General features: G+C 57.9%; 14 protein-coding genes and 1 pseudogene. 7 read left to right on the forward strand and 8 right to left on the reverse strand.

All coding sequences use genetic code 11. The features are described from left to right. Positions 1 to 66: 66 nt before the first annotated feature. Complete coding sequence (locus J7392_RS18270) at positions 67 to 849, reverse strand: ZIP family metal transporter (protein WP_136720335.1); 783 nt, start codon at positions 847 to 849, stop codon at positions 67 to 69. Between the two features lie 153 nt (positions 850 to 1,002). On the opposite strand from J7392_RS18270, the gene J7392_RS18275 reads away from it, so the two are divergent. Beyond that, positions 1,003 to 1,428 carry a helix-turn-helix domain-containing protein gene (locus J7392_RS18275; protein ID WP_136720334.1) on the forward strand — a complete coding sequence of 142 codons (426 nt, stop codon included), beginning with the start codon at positions 1,003 to 1,005 and terminating at the stop codon, positions 1,426 to 1,428. Then, positions 1,428 to 1,751, forward strand: a complete 324-nt coding sequence (locus tag J7392_RS18280; RefSeq protein WP_209218813.1) for a YnfA family protein — start codon at positions 1,428 to 1,430, stop codon at positions 1,749 to 1,751. The genes J7392_RS18275 and J7392_RS18280 overlap by 1 nt, the downstream gene beginning before the upstream one ends. A gap of 38 nt (positions 1,752 to 1,789) precedes the next feature. On the opposite strand, the pseudogene J7392_RS18285 reads toward J7392_RS18280, so the two are convergent. After that, positions 1,790 to 1,921 (reverse strand): annotated as a pseudogene (locus J7392_RS18285) (transmembrane anchor protein); the annotation flags it as partial. 409 nt (positions 1,922 to 2,330) lie between these two features. Beyond that, entirely contained in the window at positions 2,331 to 4,361 is a 2,031-nt protein-coding gene (locus J7392_RS18290) for a hypothetical protein (RefSeq protein ID WP_209218814.1), read from the reverse strand. Between the two features lie 389 nt (positions 4,362 to 4,750). On the opposite strand from J7392_RS18290, the gene J7392_RS18295 reads away from it, so the two are divergent. From J7392_RS18295 to J7392_RS18310, 4 genes are all read left to right on the forward strand, one after another. Next, a complete protein-coding gene (locus J7392_RS18295) occupies positions 4,751 to 5,008 on the forward strand; it encodes a helix-turn-helix domain-containing protein (RefSeq protein ID WP_209218815.1) in 258 nt (85 codons plus the stop codon). Beyond that, entirely contained in the window at positions 5,005 to 7,089 is a 2,085-nt protein-coding gene (locus J7392_RS18300) for a site-specific integrase (protein ID WP_209218816.1), read from the forward strand. The genes J7392_RS18295 and J7392_RS18300 overlap by 4 nt, the downstream gene beginning before the upstream one ends. Positions 7,090 to 7,122: 33 nt before the next feature. Further along, positions 7,123 to 8,427: a hypothetical protein gene (locus J7392_RS18305; protein WP_209218817.1), complete on the forward strand. Its 1,305-nt coding sequence runs from the start codon at positions 7,123 to 7,125 to the stop codon at positions 8,425 to 8,427. Positions 8,428 to 8,761: 334 nt separating this feature from the next. Then, positions 8,762 to 9,106 carry a hypothetical protein gene (locus tag J7392_RS18310; protein ID WP_136720328.1) on the forward strand — a complete coding sequence of 115 codons (345 nt, stop codon included), beginning with the start codon at positions 8,762 to 8,764 and terminating at the stop codon, positions 9,104 to 9,106. Positions 9,107 to 9,424: 318 nt separating this feature from the next. Here the strand turns inward: J7392_RS18310 and J7392_RS18315 are convergent, their stop codons facing one another. The 5 genes from J7392_RS18315 to J7392_RS18335 all read right to left on the reverse strand — a co-directional run bounded on the left by J7392_RS18315 (position 9,425) and on the right by J7392_RS18335 (position 15,497). Beyond that, positions 9,425 to 9,682, reverse strand: coding sequence for a TetR/AcrR family transcriptional regulator C-terminal domain-containing protein (locus J7392_RS18315; RefSeq protein WP_209218818.1), 258 nt, complete (start codon positions 9,680 to 9,682; stop codon positions 9,425 to 9,427). 3 nt (positions 9,683 to 9,685) lie between these two features. Continuing rightward, positions 9,686 to 10,306, reverse strand: coding sequence for a hypothetical protein (locus tag J7392_RS18320; protein ID WP_209218819.1), 621 nt, complete (start codon positions 10,304 to 10,306; stop codon positions 9,686 to 9,688). Further along, positions 10,303 to 12,582, reverse strand: coding sequence for a ThiF family adenylyltransferase (locus tag J7392_RS18325; protein ID WP_209218820.1), 2,280 nt, complete (start codon positions 12,580 to 12,582; stop codon positions 10,303 to 10,305). Before J7392_RS18325 ends, J7392_RS18320 begins: the two co-directional genes overlap by 4 nt. A 3-nt stretch (positions 12,583 to 12,585) precedes the next feature. Next, a complete protein-coding gene (locus J7392_RS18330; RefSeq protein WP_209218821.1) occupies positions 12,586 to 13,707 on the reverse strand; it encodes an MBL fold metallo-hydrolase in 1,122 nt (373 codons plus the stop codon). 767 nt (positions 13,708 to 14,474) lie between these two features. Continuing rightward, positions 14,475 to 15,497, reverse strand: coding sequence for an IS110 family transposase (locus J7392_RS18335; protein WP_209218822.1), 1,023 nt, complete (start codon positions 15,495 to 15,497; stop codon positions 14,475 to 14,477). 605 nt (positions 15,498 to 16,102) lie between these two features. On the opposite strand from J7392_RS18335, the gene J7392_RS18340 reads away from it, so the two are divergent. After that, positions 16,103 to 17,524, forward strand: a complete 1,422-nt coding sequence (locus tag J7392_RS18340) for a DUF2235 domain-containing protein (RefSeq protein WP_209218823.1) — start codon at positions 16,103 to 16,105, stop codon at positions 17,522 to 17,524. Positions 17,525 to 17,675 lie beyond the last annotated feature (151 nt).

The raw sequence follows: 17,675 nt of genomic DNA on the forward strand, positions 1-17,675 counted from the left end.
TCACAGTCAGGAGCAGAGATACGACCTACAGCAACTGTAGCTTCAAGCGCTTTTTGAAAATTTTTTTTAGCCCAGCCAAACGTCAAGAAACAGCATAAGCACCAGCCCAATCGCCAAACCGAGCGTCGCCTTGTTCTGATGCCCGCTGCGATGGGTTTCGGGAATGATCTCATGGCTGATAACGTAAAGCATCGCCCCAGCGGCAAAGGCCAGCCCCCAAGGCAACAACGGCTCAGACAGTGCGATGATCCCGGCGCCGAGCAGACCGCCGATTGGTTCAACCATCCCGGTGAGGGCCGCAATGCCCCATGCGCGGCCTTTGGAGTAACCTTCGCCTAAGAGCGCCACCGCCACTGCGAGCCCTTCGGGTGCATTTTGCAACCCAATACCAAGCGCCAGTGGCATGCCGCCCGACAGCCCATCCGCGCCGAAGCCCACACCAACGGCCAGACCTTCGGGGAAATTGTGGATCGTGATCGCAATGATGAAAAGCCACACCCGTCGAAGCGATGCCGCCGCTGGCCCCTCTCGGCCCGTCCTGAAGTGTTCATGCGGCAGAAGCTCGTTCATGAGTGCCACAGCCCCCATGCCAAGCAAGATCGCCACACAGACGATCGCGGCAGGCGCGGCCTCGCTGTCAAACCGCAGACCTGCTGCATCCAGTGCCGGGATGATGAGCGAAAAGAAAGACGCCGCCAGCATCACCCCTGCGGCAAAACCCAACGACAGGTCGCGCGTTGCCCGCGACGGGGTGCGCCCAAAGAGCACCGGCACGGCCCCCACTGCGGTCATAGCCCCCGCAGCCAGACTGCCGAGAAATCCAAGCATCAGAGGTGACATCGTCTCCAAGGGGAATCCTTCCTCAACATTTGCTATGTGCAGCCGTGGACGACGTAGTCCGCCGGGCCAGTCGGCCAAGCCTATGGGAAGGATTGTGCCCCGTCCACTTGCGCCAAACTACCGAGCAACCTACAGAGACTATAGGTTACAGGAGGCTCAGACATGCTTGCCATCGGCACACTCGCAAAGCGCACTGGCACCAAAGTGCAGACGATCCGGTATTACGAGCAGATCGGCCTTATGCCTAAACCCGGCCGAACCGAAGGCGGACAGCGGCGCTATGGCGATGCCGAGTTGGACCGTCTCTCCTTCATCCGTCATTCCCGCCAGTTGGGCTTTTCGCTGGAGGCGATCCGAGAGTTGCTGGACCTCTCTGACACGCCCGACCGGTCCTGCGCTGATGTGGATGCCATTGCCCAAAGGCAACTTCGTGAGGTCGAGGCACGACTTGTGCGGCTCGAAGCCCTCCGCGTCGAATTGCAGCGCATGATCGGGGCGTGCAATGCGGATCGGGTGGCCGATTGTCGCATCCTTGAGGTGCTGCGCGACCATGAGGAATGTCTCGCCGACCACGGGGCCACCGCCTGATGCCCGCTGCCCTGCTCTATCCGCTTGCGGCATTGGCTGAGATCGTCGGGTGTTTCGCGGTCTGGGCGTGGTGGCGCGGCGCATCGCCGCTTTGGCTGGTGCCGGGGCTGCTGAGCTTGGCGCTGTTTGCGGGGCTGTTGGCCTTGGTAGAAGCTGGGTTCGCCGGGCGCGCTTTTGCGGCCTATGGCGGTATCTATATCGCGGCTTCGCTGGTGTGGATGTGGGCTGTAGAAGGGCAGCGGCCTGATCTTTGGGATGCTGCCGGGGCGGGCCTCTGTATTCTTGGCGCAACGGTGATTATTCTCGCGCCCCGCGCCGGATAGGCTGCCGACCCTTCTGAAAGGACCGGCAGCCATAAGGTTTAGCTGGCGTCTTTGAATTCGTCGTATTCGCCAAGCACCTGAACGGTCACCGTCACCTCGGTCTTGTCACGGTTGCGCCAGAACCAGCCGTGCTGACCTGCGAAACCGGCGGTGATTTCGCCTTCTTCCCCGATTTTGGCGGCAGACTTATGCACCATCACCTCGCGGGTCTCGCTAATTCATTGTTCCTTTTCCTCTCATGCCGTGCGGGGCGTGTAAGCTTCGTTGCTCGTGAGTAGCAATCTGCACCAAACCGTCTTCATCAGTGAGGCAACTCATCGCGTTCGCCAGAAATGCAGCTGCGTGCTCAATGATTGAAGCATCCCTAATAGTCTCGAGCTGCTCATCATTCAGATGCCAGACGTCAAGCGACTGAGGGCGCTCCCCCTCCCCTTGCAATCAAATCTACCTCGATATCTTTCTGTGGCGAATAATTCTCGTTAGTCATAGCAGTTTCCTTTCTTGTAGCCAGAACATTGGGTCGAAGTGGGTTTCGAAAAATCATTTGTTTGATTGCCCGGTAGCTTGCCAGCGCAGATGTTACCCGCGCGGCCCGGGAGCCGCATTCTCAGGCAGCAGCAGTTCGACCGACCAATTGGTTGCCGCATCAAGCGGAGGCCGCCTACAGTCTCTCAGACGAAGCTTCCCGCCCAAAGGCTTGGCAAACTGTTTGAAACGTCGGATCAAGTGCGCCGATGACTTCTTTTCTCCAAGTTCTCCCTTGAGCGCATCGATCGTGTCGAACACTCTGGGAGCGTTTTCGACGATCTCTCCCTGTTTGAACCGAGCAAATCCGTTCTCGACCAGAGAGATAGAAATTGCGGCGTCTATCCGGTCCCCTTTCAGCTCATTCCACGAGATCAACTCGTCCACAGGAAGACCAGGGATCGGAATATTGGAGACCAGAATGACACGCTTACGGTAGGGAGCATGGGCCAGTCGAAGACGCTCGACCAATTGGCGCGTGGCGAGTTCGCGTGACTGTAATTGCACCCGGCGGATTCTGTGGTCTGGATGGCAGGGCACTTTCACCGCCATGCCGCTACCGTCTGCCATTTCGTAGGGCAGTTCAACCAAGGGCAGCCGCTGCCCTCCCTTCATATCCATCGGCACGAAGTTCAGCGGTTCCCCATGTGTATCTCCCCACAGTGCGCGTCCCTGATCCTCCAGCGTCGAGACAGGCAACTCTTGACGACCAAGAACGATCACTGCGGAGTAGTCCTTGTAGCGGTTCGATCCCAACGACCTCCCTCCGAGCCAGAGCCATCGTGCCCCATGTAGCTTGGTGCCAAGCATGATCTGGTTGATCTCGGTCTCACTTTTCGAACTGAAATCATGGCCTGCGTCCTCGAAGAATTTCTGCACAACCGTTCTGGTTGCACCTACAAGCACGCCTGTGTTCTTCGCGAGGCGATCACGCAGCACTTCTCTCGCGATTACCCTTCTGCCCCCCTCGCGGTGGCTTTCGCTGTTCAGCAGTGCCGAGATGGACATCTGGTGATCGTGGACCTGCACGACATGGGCTCGAGGCCGCAGGGTCAGTTCATGCTCTGCTCGAGTATCACAGCCGAGAGCGGCCAAGATCTCGGTGTCTGCATCGGCATCGAGAACCAGCATAGGTTCCTTGTGCCGCAGCGGCTGCTTACGCATCACGCGCAGCACCTCTTTTTCACCATCTGTAAATAGGCGAAGTCGCTCGCACTCGGTCAGGCCCAAACGCTTTGCCTCGGCCAAAACTTTCCAGACCGCTGCGAAGCGTGAAACCTTCCGATGCGCCTGAGCGGCCTTCTCCAGTATTCTTTTCTGGGTCAGGGGGTCCTGGTCGGGGCGAATGTCAGAAGCGGGTGCCTGGCCCTTGTGCTCAAGCTCAGCAAAAGCAGTGAAATCGCCTGCAGAATAAGGCAATGCCAACGGGCTCTCCCCAGCACAAAGCTTCCCGACGACTTGCGCTGCCGCTTTTAGTAGATCCGCATGATCTGCGGCGCCTGACGTCGGAAGAAATGTCCGGGGGGCCTTGAAGGCGATGGGATCGATGTCTCGGATCCAAAGGAAGCTCTTCCAGAAGGTCTCGTCCAAGACCCTAAGTGTCGGATCTACACCTGGTTGCTTCGGCAGGGCGAAGTATGCGGTCGCAAGGAAGTGGCAGGCCGCATCCACTCTGAATTGGCCAAGATAGGCGCATTCTTCGAAGTGGGGGCATCGTGCAACTGTGCCATCCTCCAACTTCCTTTCGCAAAAATGCTCCTTTGCAGAGAGCCCAATTCGATTTGCTTGCTCGACCAGCTCAGCCTTGGCGCACATCGGACCATTTCCGTCAGGTCTCGGTGCAGACCTGCCGCGAATGGTTTGGGCAGAAAGGCCAAGGCACTCCGCTTCGCGTGTCGCCTCCGCAGCCAAGGCAAGCGTCGGCACATGGAAGGCCACGTTCCCAAGTTGCCCCTCAGATGCACGTTCGGCCATAAGCTCTCGCTCAAGTGTGCTTTTTCCGGCCCCGGGGCTGGCCCGGACGATGACACTGGGCACACCTTCGCCTTCGGATGCCTCGCGCAAGGTTCGGTTGGCCAGTGTCAACGCCGACCTCAACATTGGGCGCGCCTCAGATGCCGGGGTGAAAGTCGTCGGGCGACATGCGTGAGCCACGCGATAGGCACCAGAATTGCAGAACCGACCTGAGCTATCACGGGCCGGCAGGTTTCGATTTGTCAAAGTCATCACTCTCATCCTGTTGGTTCAGGAGGGAGGTGAGACCGGTTCGGAAGATCGAGAAGAAATTGGTTGGTTTCGGAAAGAAGGTGTCATCCCGGTAGTAAATACCTCTTAACGGAGTGACACTTTTCCTTCGCAAACCTCATTGACTTCGGATGCCGTTCCTCCGGGACCGCATAGCTCTTTTTTGCTTCGGAAATTTCCGAGAAAGCCGTGCGGAACCTAATTCCTCCATGACCCAATGGAGGAACATCATGAAAAAGCCTGTCTATTACACCGCCAACGAAGTCGCCGAGATCTTCAATCGGGACCCGCATACCATCAGAGATTGGATCAATCACGGCTGCCCGACACCGGAAGGTCTTGTGAGGCTTCAAGCCGCGAAGCTCGGCAAATCGTGGACGATCAAGGACGAGTGGCTGGCGATCTTCGAGCTTCGAGTCCGGCCTGACCCTGTGAGGCCGAACCTCGAACTCGAAATCCCCCGCGAACCTGAAAGGGAAACTCCATGACACTCGATCAAATACTGCGCGATTACCTCGAAACCAGCGGTGAAAGCATGCGCGCGCTTTCTCTCCGCGCAGGGCTGAGCCCGAAAGCCGTCAGCGACATCCTGAACATTCCCGGTCTTCGGCCGCGCCACTCGACACTTTCGGCGCTATCTGCAGCTACCGGGATGGATCTGTTTGGAGCGCAAGCGATTTCCTGTGTGACCTATGCCGACCTGATCGAAAAAGCCCGACGCCAAGGAAAAAATAGTTTGGTTTCAAAACTACGTTGGTTGTGTCGACATGCTGGGTGGGCCCCCGAACTGAAACAAGTGTGCAAGCAGGATGTAATTGACTTTTTCGACAGTAATGAGCCTGCACGGTTCAACCTGAGCAAAGGAAGCTATGCAACCTACCGCTCGGCACTGGTAAACGCCGCTGGGCGCGACCAGCCGCGGGAGCGCAAGCGCTCTATCAATGATATAGCCGGGCACTATCAGAGAGCTTATAAAGCCATTCAAGATAGTGACCTCCCATGCTCGGCAAAATACGCCTGCGGCCCGTTTTTCGTCTTTCTCCACGACGGAGGAATTGCCCCGGACGAGATCACCACCGCGACCCTCGCGGCTTTTTACAACTACCGCGTCGAGACATCCTCAAAGAGCGCTGCACGGTGCGAAAAGCAGGTTCGCGAGATTTCAACACTGCTGAGCCACCTCGCGTCTGAACCAAAGTTGGCGCACCTCGAATTTGCGACCGCTTGCCACCCCTTTGACGACGCACGGGACAAATTTGGTGTCGATGACGCGATACTTGCGCCACTAATGGAAGAATTCGACACCAGAGTGGCTCCCTGGGCACAGGGGAAGGCCTCTCGCGATGGACTGTCCCGGGCCGAGTTCATTGCGCGAATGGATCAACAAGAGGCTACCGGCGAAATCAGCGACAAGAAGGCCAAGTTGCGCACCAAACGGCAGGAGAAAGCCGGAAGGCCCGGTCAGTCCACTAAACAGGACGCCCCAAGCCGGTCGGAGTTGTTGCGCCAAGCGGGTTTCCTGGTCGGCAAACACACTTGGAAAGCCGAAACCTTAAAGACACGGCGCGGATACATTAAGTCGCTGGCTAAAGCTGTTGCTTCGTCGGCTGACGTCGTGCCCGAGACCATCGAAGAGCTCACCGATCCGGAATTCCTCGACGTCGCGGCGGAGACCCTGAGCGAAGTCAACCAAGCCGATTTTCCGAGTGCTTACGTCACAAGCGTTCTCAAGACGGCGCGCAAGATCGCCCGGGACTATCTGAACCGGCCGCCGGAGGACCTAAGTGAAATCGATGATACGATCGCGCTGCATAAGGTGAACTATCAGGGCATCGCACCGCGGAACATGTCCAAGCTCAGGCTGTTTAACGAAACCCGCATTCAGCAGACCATCGACCTGAGTGCGATGCTGCTTGCGGACATAGACGCATCGATCAAGGCGAAGCGTAAAGCCTGCCAGAAAAAGAACGGAGTGCTCCCACCGCCTGCCGAGGTGCTCGACCCTGACCTCGGTCGAGATATCATGGCCACCTTGGCCCACGATATCTTGCTGGCAAGAGCCCCTCGCAGTGCCAATGTTCTGCGTGCGCGTCTCGATTGGATCGCGTGGTCTGATGGCCGCGCTCGTATCGTAGTGCCCGCTTCGGAAGTGAAGATGCGGAGTGCAGGTGATGCTGATTTGGCAGTTCAGCTGGGCACGACGGCGAGCAGGCTCCTGAAAACGTATTTAGAGATCGTGCGCCCAACGATGCTGGCACCATTCCAGAAGAAAAACCCATATCTCTTTCCCGGACAGGGAAAGACGAACGCTGACGGCTACTACTCAGGCCTTCTGCACCGGGTGACAAAGAGGTTGCACCAAAAAGTCGGCGTTCGCATCAATCCGCATCTCTATCGCCACCTGATCGGCTGGATCTGGCTGAAAGACAGCCTCGATAACTTGCCCAAGGTGCAACGCCTGCTTGGGCATAAGAAATTGCAGACGACAATCAATCACTATGCCGAGCTCGACGAGAGCCTCGTTTTTGACGAATGGCTCGCGCGACTGGACAGACGCCCCGCCGCCTGAGGGCGCGAGGCAACCAAAGGAAAGCTTCAAGACATGAATGAACACCTCGCTCTATTGGCCCGTATTCGCTGCGCCGGCCCCGGTTCCTCCCCCCCGGGGCAGGACGACCTCAAGCGCCATCTCAGCGGCAGGCTGCAACAGATCGGAGCGCCTGCATTGATGGAGTTTGCTTACGTCCAAAAGGTGGCGGCTGAGGCCTGGGGCGCTGAACGCTGCGCCCATTTTGCCAATGTTCTGCGCGAAGCGCGGGTGACCCCAAAGTCGCCTCGTCGGACCTCATGGCAAACGGCAAGAATGCGCCTTTCCGACCTTCCCGATCAATGGCAACCAACCCTCGCTGAACGTATCGAGACTTCAGAAGCTGGCGTCCGCAAGAAGGGACAGGTTCTCTGGAGTGCCGCGCATACACAGAACGTCATCCGCGCGTTGAGCGGATGGGTTACGTATTGCAGAGCGCAGGATCTTCCGATGTCGCCAACCGGTGGAACGCTCGAGGGCTACGCAAGGGTAGTGACTCAAAAGGCTTCGGTAAGAACGGCGTCAGATTACATCAGCCGCATACTTACAGGGATCAAGCTCGTCATGCCGGAATTCTCCTCGCAAGCCTGCGAGTTTGTGGCCTGCGATTGGCGTGAACGCGCGGCAGAAGCCGGCTCCACGACGAAAACAGGCGCCCAACTCGTTGGTGCTTCGCGGATCTATGATCTTGGCTTCGACCTTATGCAGCAAGCCCGGTCCCGTCATCTTCGCGGCCTGCATGCCGCGAAGGATTTTCGGAACGGCATCCTTCTGAGTGTCGCGGTTGCATTGCCACAACGTGCCCGGGCACTGTCCGCGCTTGCGTTCGACCGGACCATCGATATTCCATGTGAGGGAATGGTGCACATTCACCTCCCGGCCCGCATGCTGAAGTTGCCTGAGGGTCAGAAAGCGGGAGCCCCGTTTGATCGAACCCTATCCAGTCAAAAGCTCGCGTCTGCACTGGAGGAATACAGGCATTCCTATCGCCCACTGTTTGACGATGGAGCCTCTCTATTTCCGTCCATGCACGCGCGTGGCGCAGCAATCAGCGAGGCTCAGATCGGTCGGCTTACAGGCGATTTGACAGAGCGCGCTTTCGGTGTGCGTGTCTCAGTCCATCGGCTCCGTGACAATGTCGCCACTGAAGCCAGCGAGCACCTCGCATCAGGCGGGCGTGCCGCCACGGCCTTGCTCGGCCAACGCGACGAGCAAACGGCCCAGCGGCACTACGATCACTCCACAGGGCTGGCGTCCGCTCAGGAATTCGTTGACATGATCGAGCGACAACGTAGCTTTGAAGTCGAGCTTGATCTGTGACGACAAGGCGACAGCGATGGCACATACCGCTGTCTTTCGCCGGAAATTCCCTTATTTCCGAAGGGTGTTGAAAACGCCCAACCATCATCCGCACGGGATGGACGCTGGGCGTTTTCAACATTTTCCCGCCCTCGCCGAAATTTCCACAGCATCCTGAACACGGCTCGCTCTGACCTCAACAAGAGTTCGGACTGCCAACTATCAGCCCGAGGGTATGGGCGCTCGTCTTTTCCAGCGCTTGGCAAGAGGCACCCCGAAAAAACCGTTTCGCGTTTCCCAAAAAGTTCCAATTTCCCGTCTACCCAAACGGGCAAGCCACAAAAGGAACGAAACCATGACCACTTACATCGAACTTGAATGCATCGAACCCACGGAACTTAAGAGGATTGTTGGCGACCCGAAAGCATCCGCGGCGCTGAACTCCAACTACAGGGATGCCGAAGCCTGCCGTCAAGTTCTACTCGGCAAACAGGAAGCGCAGGAAGTAATGCGGGGAATGTCGACGAGCGAGGCAATTACGATCGCGCTTGCCTTCGGGCGTGATGACCTTCTGCCAATGTCCCATCGTGACTTCCGTTCGGCCTGGCGCCGCATCGACAATCGGCAGCGCCAACTGGTGGATGTCGCGGCAAGGGCGAAGTGGACGACGCAATACGAGAGTCCGGCCTGCAGCGGGTAACCTACACTTCCGGCGAGCCGAACCTCTCTGTTCACTTCCGTCAATTGGTGTGGAGGGCGGCTGGCCGCAATCCAGTCCAGCCTTTCCTAACTGCGCATTGCGAAATTGGTTGATCTCACAAAGGTCATAAGCGTTATCTACAGGCAAACGTCAAGTTAGCACTCGGATTGGGCCGAAACGTTGTTGCGAACGGCCCTTTCCGGAACTTCGTAGCAGTAGCAGCCAAGGTCAGCAGTGCGCTATGAGCGTCGGCATACAATGGGTGGGGCTCGCGGACCGATATCGCTCCGGGTGTGCCCAGCTTTCCCGCTTCGGCGCTCATTTATCGGACCTGTAATGGGCCATGAACATGGCCACGCAGCCTTCCATCAGACCAGGCGCCTCGGTCTGCTTATCGAGGAAGAACTTTGGCCAGAAGTAGAAGTTCTTCACCAGGGCGAGCAGCTGACTGGACACGAGGACCGGGTCGCTTTTGCGCAGTGTGCCGGCCTCCATTGCCTGCGCGACCAGTTGCGTTACAGGGTGATCATGTGCCGCGGTCTCCGCGAAAAACCAGCGTGATTGGTCGAGGTCCACGGGCTACTGCTTGAGAGACAGAAACTGCGATATCAATTCGCCTGCGTAGAGCGCGCTGAAGCGGCGCATGCGGATATAGAGTGGAACGGCAACAAGACCAAACACCAGTAGCGCCAGATGCCATTTCATCAATCCGCCGAGTAGAAGGATCAAGAGAGAGGTCAGCAGTGATCCTGCGACCATGCCGCGACAGAGGCCATAGGTGCGTGTAAAGGCGTCCAGCCTCCGGGTTCGGCCCTCCGCGTTCAATTGCGAGTAGATCTCTCGTGCTGTTGAAAACCAGGTATCATGGCTGAGGTCAGCGCCGGATGCATTCGTCCTGGCTCGGAGAACTTGTTCGAAGCGAGCCCACTGATCCGGGCTAACCGGCCTTCGGGTCGGACTGAAGAGCAGGGAGCTCCGCCCCACCCCAAGGCGGTCTTCCAGTGCCTCGATGCCGTTCCCGAACATATGGACGACATGCCCCACCACGAAGGAGACGATCAGGAAAATGCCGAACTCGCCGAGCTCTACTCCTTCTGTGCTGAGCACCGCAGCCAGCTCCGGGACGAGGAGAGACGCTGCCAGAGTGGGGAGGGCACCCGGGATGATGACAGCGACGAACTCGTAGGCGTCGAAGCTCATCGGACAGCCTCCCGAGCAGAAACCCGGAGTTCGTCAGCGCCGACGATGATCATCACGGCCGGTCGTTCTTCCGTGGCGAGGTCAGATGCCAAGGCGTCCATCTGCTTGCGATCTACCGGGCTGGGGTCGGCCGCAGCTCCATCCGGATGGGTGTGCCATTCGCCGAGGTAGGTGATCTGATGCATGACTTTTCCCCTTGCTTCATCTACGGCTTCGGAGAGGCCGCGAACTCCTCGCTCGAAGGCCCGCGGCGTCCCGTAGCTGTCGTCAGGCGCTGGAAGGCCGAGAGAGACCTCGATCCGCTTCCGACGATGGTCGACCACCCCGAGAAGGACTCCGCCTGTCTCGTTCGGAAGTGCTGTTGCACGGAGCTCTCTGAGCTGTTGATGGACCGCCCCCGAACAGCGGATGCGCCATCCTTGATGGGCGACCTCATGCATGCCGGGATTCACGGACGCTGTTACGATGCTCAAGGAACCGTCGGGGTGGAGCGAACCGATCATCAGATGGGATGCCGGAACGCGAAGTGCGCGGCCTATTGCGCCGGCCGCCGCGGCAGACAGCAGCGCGGCGTCGGAGGAGGAGATCCGACTCGTCACCGATCTGCACTGCCCGCTTGAGACTACAGCCTCGCTCGGAGCCCTGAGATGATGCCTCAGCGCGGGGTTGAGGATGACCTCTCTGTAGTATCTGACCTCCAGCGCGGCGAGATCCTCATGCCGCTTCTGATCCTCGACCATTACCACGACGGCGTCGCCACTCGGATTGTAGAAGGCACTGATCCCGCGACCGCGTTCCTCAGTATCTGACAGGATACGGCTCGCGCCCACTGATGCGGTCAGATCGAGTGCGAGGTCCGAGGTCGTGATGGCACCGACAAGATCCTCGCTCATGCCGCCCTCGCTAAGCTGCTCGGCGTAGTAGGCAGGGTGGATGTCTGGGCGAATATGATGAAGCTCAGAGGCGAGCACCTTCGCCTTCAGGGCTCCGACTTGGTCTTCGCGAAGGATGTGCCTGGCGAGGTTGTGGGGCCGCAGGCGGTCGTCATCGGCAATAACGAGTTCGGAGAAGGCACCCTCTCGAACGAGGCTGTCGAGAACCTGGCAGCCGATCGCTCCGGCGCCGAACGCAATCACCCGACCGCCAACTGCTTCGCGCCCGGCCCAGGTTTGGGCTGTGGCTCGATCGAAAGACAGGGACAGGTTCGCTGGCGTGAGGGACACCGCCTCAAGTTGGTCCGGCCTTGCCTCTCCCTCCGGAATTCGAAGTGTGTAGCCGCCGCCGGCGGCATCCATCGGAGGCCAGAGCAAGCCCAGAGCTTCACCGATTTCGCCGATCGATTGATGTGCCAGCAGGCAGAAGCTCTCAATGCGGTCGGTGATGACGTTGTGAGCGAGAACGCGGATCAGGAGGTGGGACTGGTGAATTCGCTCCGAGTTTGCGTCGGTCAGAAGCCGACGGACGTGACCCTTTAGATGCTCGAGGAGGTCAAACTCCACGTTTGAGAACGCCAGGTTCAGATGCCCGAGATGCCGTGGCGGATGCCACATTGCCCCGAGGTTCTCGACCCGGATGCCCAGCGTCAGCCCGAGGAAGGGTCTCCAGGCCCGGCCTTCGCCAGGCGGCGGCTTCGCCCTATCGTATTCTCGAGCTGCCCAGACTCTGGCATCATCTTCGGTTTCGGTGAGAGCGAGGAACAGCGGAGGCCCATCTACGGCATCCATCTCTTGCACGAGATGCGAGGACATGAAGACCGTATCAGCCGGGGGCAGAAACGCGGGGTCGCGGAACTGCATTTCGTCGTCCATCTGCCCCGTTCCCGCGCGCCGGAACCATGAATAGATGCGCCGGACGATTTCGGCACCGTTGTAGTCGGCGCAGGCATCAGCCCACGGTCGGTCATCTATGCAAAGCGCGATGCTGCCGGAGGTCGGCGCCTCTACGGGAAGGCCGAATGTGTGAGGCGTGGCCGGGAAATCTGCTCGGAGGGGAACGACGAGGGGGGAGGTGTCATCTTGAAACAGAACCACCAGCTGCTCGGAAGGAAGGACCTCGAAGGCGGGCTCTTGAGGGGAGCCGGTCTTGACGGCCAGACTGACGACTTCCATCCCGCTTTCCAGCCGACGCGTTTCATCGATGCGAACTTCCCGCCCACCAAGCTTCGCGACAAAGCGCACGAGAGACTGGGCAAGCCGATGATGGAGCGTCTTAGGGTCGACCGCCTCTCCGCCCAGGGCTTGGCCGTCAGCGTATTCTGGGGGAACCGCGCCGTCCATGTCTCACCCTGCACGCATGGGTTTTGAAGTGGAGCTCGAACCGGCGGACGCGGGACTCGAGAGACCAAGCGCCGCGCCGGTTGCGGTGATGTTGATCGTAAGGGGCTTCTTCGGATCGTCCATCGTCACTTCGAACTGTCCCTTCCGGCTGTTCTGGAGGGGCTTGTAGTAGGCCGCAGCCTGACGGTGCGGCGGCTGGTCATTGTCCTTCGCCGACCCCTTCGTGGGGATCGGGGCGCTCGGCGAAACTATGAAGGAACGTTCCTGACCTTGCTCTTCCAATAACCAGGCGACCTTCTCGACAGGCATGGTCTTGTCGGTCCCGCGATCGTTGCAATTAAGGGCTTTGTAAGAGCAGTGGTGGAAGAGCTTGAGGACGTCCCATTCGAGGCGCTCGTCGTTCTTGTGCCGCTGTGTGCTCTGAACGATCCGGCTCAAAGTGTCCGAGTTGATGTCGGAGCCGAGGAGCATGCGCGTGTCGCGGCCGCCCTCGCGGAGGATCGCTTGGAGCACGATCGAATCCTCGTTGCGAATCACCTCTCCATTCTCATCCTGAACCCAGCTGAGAGGACAGTGGACGAAGAAATCGGCCTGGGCGCTTCCGGTCAGCTCGAAGCCCGGCACACTCTCTCCGGCGTTGACGATGCAGTGAGAGCGTTCGACCAAGGAGATCCCGTTCTTTCGCAACCAGCCCTCAAGCGCCTTAGGGGTGGAGAATATCTTAATGCCCTCCCCCTCCTTGAGCCGGTGCTTCGCCTCCTTCTGCAACGCAATCGCCGCCGGTTCCTCCAGGTTCGGTTCGAGGACGGCCGCCGCGGGCACCCAGAGCTCGTCGAACTTGATCCGGTCCTTCGACTGATAGCTTGAATGGTGAGAGAGCCAGAAGGCCTCGTCCGCTCCGAAGCAGTGGTCCTTGTCAAGGTGGGTGAAGCACAGGACCGAAAGCTCGTTCTTCCCACCCTGCCGAAGGTCGCGTCGGATCTCGTCGGCAAGGTCGATCGTGACCTCCGACTTCTCAGATTTTCCCATGTCAGCGAAGTCGAAAAGGATGCGCTGACCGTCAGCCAAATTCAGTCGGGTCGAATCGGCGTTGCCGAGAGGGAAGAAAGTGATCGCCGCGCTCATATGGACCTCGTGAAATTTATCCTACAATACCACACGATGTGGGTATGGGGGGCGGAGATCACAAGGTAATGTGTAAAGTTTCTTCTGTTCGAGCTTGCATCGATCCAGGAAGTCTGTTGGCGGCTGCCAACCTCGAGCCTCAGTTGACAGGGGCACAGGTTGCTCAATCGAGAGCTCATAGCTCTACAATGCAAGCGCCTCGTGCAGCGCCTGTGACGCGCGACGCCCATGATCCTCATATGCCGGCGTAGCCGAGAAAGGAGTGCGTGCGGGGCACCGAATAACGGTGTCCAGAAACGGGGCAGGTAACTGGAAGCACATCGGCGGTCGAGGTTCCGAAGTCGGATCTGGAAACGAAAGACCGAGGATACGGGCTTGCTATGGCATGGCGCGAACATCGGCCATCGTCAGCAGACGCCCCACGCCCTACAGTCCCGAACAATCAGCAGCCTAATAGGCAGCTATTGAGGCCAAAGACGCGCGCGGAGCCACTGCTGCCGTTCGAGCATTGCGGGGCGAACGGCATGTGTGGATGGCTCCTACATAGCAAGACATTTTTGATCTGATTTGTGCATTTGTCAGAAGCAGTCATGTGTCAGGCCTGTTTGCGCGGTTTTGACCGCTGGCCCTGATGGGTTCCGCAAGCCAAGTTCCTATCAGCTTTGCGGGCTATTATGCCCGCGCCATTCGGCGGAGTGTCTTGGCTTTGGCGGCAGACTTATGCACCATCATCTCGCGGGTCTTGCTAACTCGTTGTTCCTTTCGTCTCAGGCTACGGTGCGTAGGCTGTAGGGTTCGTTGCGGGTAAGCACTGCCCAGACGATCCGGGCGGTCTTGTTGGCCATGGCGACGGTTGCGACACGCGCAGGTTTGCGTTCAAGCAAGGATGTAAGCCATTTGCTGGCTCGCTCGGGATGGGATCGTGTTTGTCGAACGAGTGATGTCATACCAACGACAAGCAATGATCGCAGATACTGGTCACCCATCTTGGTGATCCTCCCCAACTTCTCTTTACCGCCGCTGGATTTGTTGGCAGGCGTTAAACCCAGCCATGCTGCGAACTCCCGGCCGTTTTTGAATTGGTGACCATCTCCAATGCTGGCGATGATCGCAGAAGCCGTTACCGCGCCGACGCCGGGTATAGTGCGCAGCAAACGGACACGCGCATCTTCTTTGGCCACTTGCTTGAGGCGCTCTTCATACCATCGGACCCGCTTATGCAGAGCCATGAGCTGTTCTGAAAGGTTGCGGATCACCTCGTTGGCGATGTCTGGCAAGTCGAGCACTTCACCAAGAGTGATGTCCTCAGCAAATCCAATCACACGGGCCAGCCCTTTAGGAATGAATATGCCGAACTCCGCGACCAGACCACGCAGATTGTTGATGAGTTGCGTTCTTTGGCGCACCAAAAGGTCACGCGCCCGATGTAGCGACAACAGGGATTGCTGCTCGACTGTTTTGGTCGCAACAAACCGCATGGTGGGTCGGGTCACTGCCTCGCAAATTGCTTCGGCGTCAATGGCATCAGACTTACCGCGTTTGACATATGGCTTCACATACATCGGCGGAATCAGTCGAACCTCGTGACCAAGAGCTGTCAGTTCACGGGCCCAATGATGCGCAGTGCTGCACGACTCCATGCCAATCAGGCACGGATCCAGTTTTGCAAAGAACGGCAGAAATTGCGCTCGTCGCAGCGGCTTGTTGAACACGACTTCTTCGCTCGCGGTGATCCCATGGACTTGGAAAACGTTCTTGGCCAGATCAACGCCGATTGTGGTAGCTTGCATGGGGTGGCTCCTCTCATAAGCAGATTTTGACACCTGCACTATGGCGCATTGCGACGCCGGTTGAAGCAGGAGCCATCCACCCCATCAGCTCTCCGCCCTTCATCCCAAAGGTCTTCGCAAGCGCAGCGAAAACCGAGCGCCCGCAGCGAACGGTAGGAAGATCCGCACAGCAGACCTTGGCGCAAAGCGCAGCGAACATCCGCAATCCGCCCTCTCTGCAGGGGGAGTTCACGGGCCCATTCCTGCCGTTCAAGAGGGACGTCACGCTGCAATGCCGTATTCACCAGACCTGCCATTCGAAACCCGGCGCCAATTTCCGACTGTCCGAGTTCCTACAAAGCCACAACTTGATAGAGGCGCCGTATGTCGGCGGACGGATCAATGCGATTGAGATTAGCTACCGTCGGGAGCGTGTCCATTTTCTGATCAGAATTGAACATATTGAGCGCACCTCACTCGTTTACCCAATTCAAGGTGGACATATGTGTTTCTACTATGTTCTACTTTTTTCTCGGTTAAGGTGAAACTCAGCAGGGGCACTCACCTCCATCGACATTTTTTTAGAGATCACAGCTTTCAATTGGAATTCATCTATAGGTTGACACATGGGTAAGAATATCTGCATCTTTTCGGATGGAACTGGCCAGATGGGTGGTGCCAGGCCAGACCAGCGGCTCTCAAATGTCTACAAGATGTATCGCGCAATGCGCCCGGGCCCGGATTCACCCATTAGCCCTAAAGATCAAGTAGCTTTCTATGATCCAGGCTTAGGAACAGGAGAAAGCGGCGGGATCTTCATTCGTATCAAGCCGATCCTGGAAAGCGCGGTCGGAACTGGCTTAGATCACAACATTGTCGATTGCTACGAGCAGATAATCGCACACTACGAACCAGGCGACCGTATCCTTCTTATTGGGTTCTCAAGGGGAGCCTACACGGTCAGAGCGGTGGCAAACGTTATGAACCTCTGCGGTGTCCCAACGCAGATGCCCGATGGTTCGCCGGTTCCGCGCCACGGCCCCGGTCTGCGCAAGATCGCCAAGGATGCTGTGAAATTCGTGTATAACCACGGCGCGGGAAAACCCCGCGGAAAAGACCCTTACTTCCAGAACCGTGAAGAGCTCGGCAGACGGTTTCGCACGAAATATTCAAGCTTTCCTCTCGAAGGCAAAGACAATCAAGGCAACGTTCAGCCTACTTTCATCGGGGTCTTCGACACGGTTGCATCACTCCGAACCGCAGTCGTTCGCACACTGGTCTGGGGCGTCACCTTTGCGGCCGGGGTTACTTTAGTTGCTGGCATTGCATTGGAGTGGTCCTTGCTTCTGCTCATCCCTGTCGGCGTTTTATTCAGTGCGCTTCTTTGGCAGCTTAGCTCACTGCTGCTCGATAACTTTAAATATTTCTCGGACGATCACGATCGCAAACTGAAGCTCTGGCGCCCAATGGATTGGCCGCAAATTCTCAAGACGGGGCATTTCGCGGCTTGGAACAAGCGCAACTACGACAAGTGGCTGGATCCAGACGTTCAACACGCCCGCCACGCTATGGCGATCGACGAAGATCGTGCCGATTTTCCAAGGGTTGGATGGGCTTCCAGGGCAGCTGCCATCGAAACCAAAGATCGAGAGCCGAAGTGGCTCAAGCAGGTCTGGTTTCCGGGGTGTCACAGCGACATTGGCGGAAGCTATCCCGAGGCCGAGTCGCGCCTGAGTGATATCGCCCTGGATTGGATGGTCGAAGAGTTGAACGAATGTGTGCCTTCGATTCAGATCAACGAAAATGTCCTGAATCGCGCACCTGATCCTCTGGGTTTGCAGCACCGCGAAGACGCTATCGTGGCATTTGGACCTTTTCGCATCCTCTGGAAGAAGGGAATTCGCGCAATTGGTGACGATTTTCCTATCCATCCCTCAGTCGAAGCGCGCATGCGAGCAAAGACCGTAGCCCAGTGCGGGGATGTCAAACCTTATCGGCCGGTTCAATTGAAAGGGCGGCGTGATTTGGAGTGCTTTTATGAGGATTAAAAAAGTTCCTGGTCAAACCGTTAGTGCCAAATAACAGGTAACGACGGCCCGAGCCATGCGGCAAAGCAATTCCCAAAACCGGACGCTGCCGATTGTCCACGAATTATGGATCTTGGCTGCGGGTCAGTTTAGCAAAAGGTGGACGGATGTA

The sequence above is a fragment of the Sulfitobacter sp. R18_1 genome, from assembly GCF_017743915.1.
Taxonomy (GTDB): domain Bacteria; phylum Pseudomonadota; class Alphaproteobacteria; order Rhodobacterales; family Rhodobacteraceae; genus Sulfitobacter; species Sulfitobacter faviae.

Bases quoted from the DNA above. Each gene is read 5' to 3' on its own strand.
- J7392_RS18275 (WP_136720334.1), top strand. From the start codon at position 1,003: ATGCTTGCCATCGGCACACTCGCAAAGCGCACTGGCACCAAAGTGCAG.
- J7392_RS18280 (WP_209218813.1), top strand. From the start codon at position 1,428: ATGCCCGCTGCCCTGCTCTATCCGCTTGCGGCATTGGCTGAGATCGTC.
- J7392_RS18295 (WP_209218815.1), top strand. From the start codon at position 4,751: ATGAAAAAGCCTGTCTATTACACCGCCAACGAAGTCGCCGAGATCTTC.
- J7392_RS18300 (WP_209218816.1), top strand. From the start codon at position 5,005: ATGACACTCGATCAAATACTGCGCGATTACCTCGAAACCAGCGGTGAA.
- J7392_RS18305 (WP_209218817.1), top strand. From the start codon at position 7,123: ATGAATGAACACCTCGCTCTATTGGCCCGTATTCGCTGCGCCGGCCCC.
- J7392_RS18310 (WP_136720328.1), top strand. From the start codon at position 8,762: ATGACCACTTACATCGAACTTGAATGCATCGAACCCACGGAACTTAAG.
- J7392_RS18320 (WP_209218819.1), bottom strand. From the start codon at position 10,306: ATGAGCTTCGACGCCTACGAGTTCGTCGCTGTCATCATCCCGGGTGCC.
- J7392_RS18325 (WP_209218820.1), bottom strand. From the start codon at position 12,582: ATGGACGGCGCGGTTCCCCCAGAATACGCTGACGGCCAAGCCCTGGGC.
- J7392_RS18330 (WP_209218821.1), bottom strand. From the start codon at position 13,707: ATGAGCGCGGCGATCACTTTCTTCCCTCTCGGCAACGCCGATTCGACC.
- J7392_RS18335 (WP_209218822.1), bottom strand. From the start codon at position 15,497: ATGCAAGCTACCACAATCGGCGTTGATCTGGCCAAGAACGTTTTCCAA.
- J7392_RS18340 (WP_209218823.1), top strand. From the start codon at position 16,103: ATGGGTAAGAATATCTGCATCTTTTCGGATGGAACTGGCCAGATGGGT.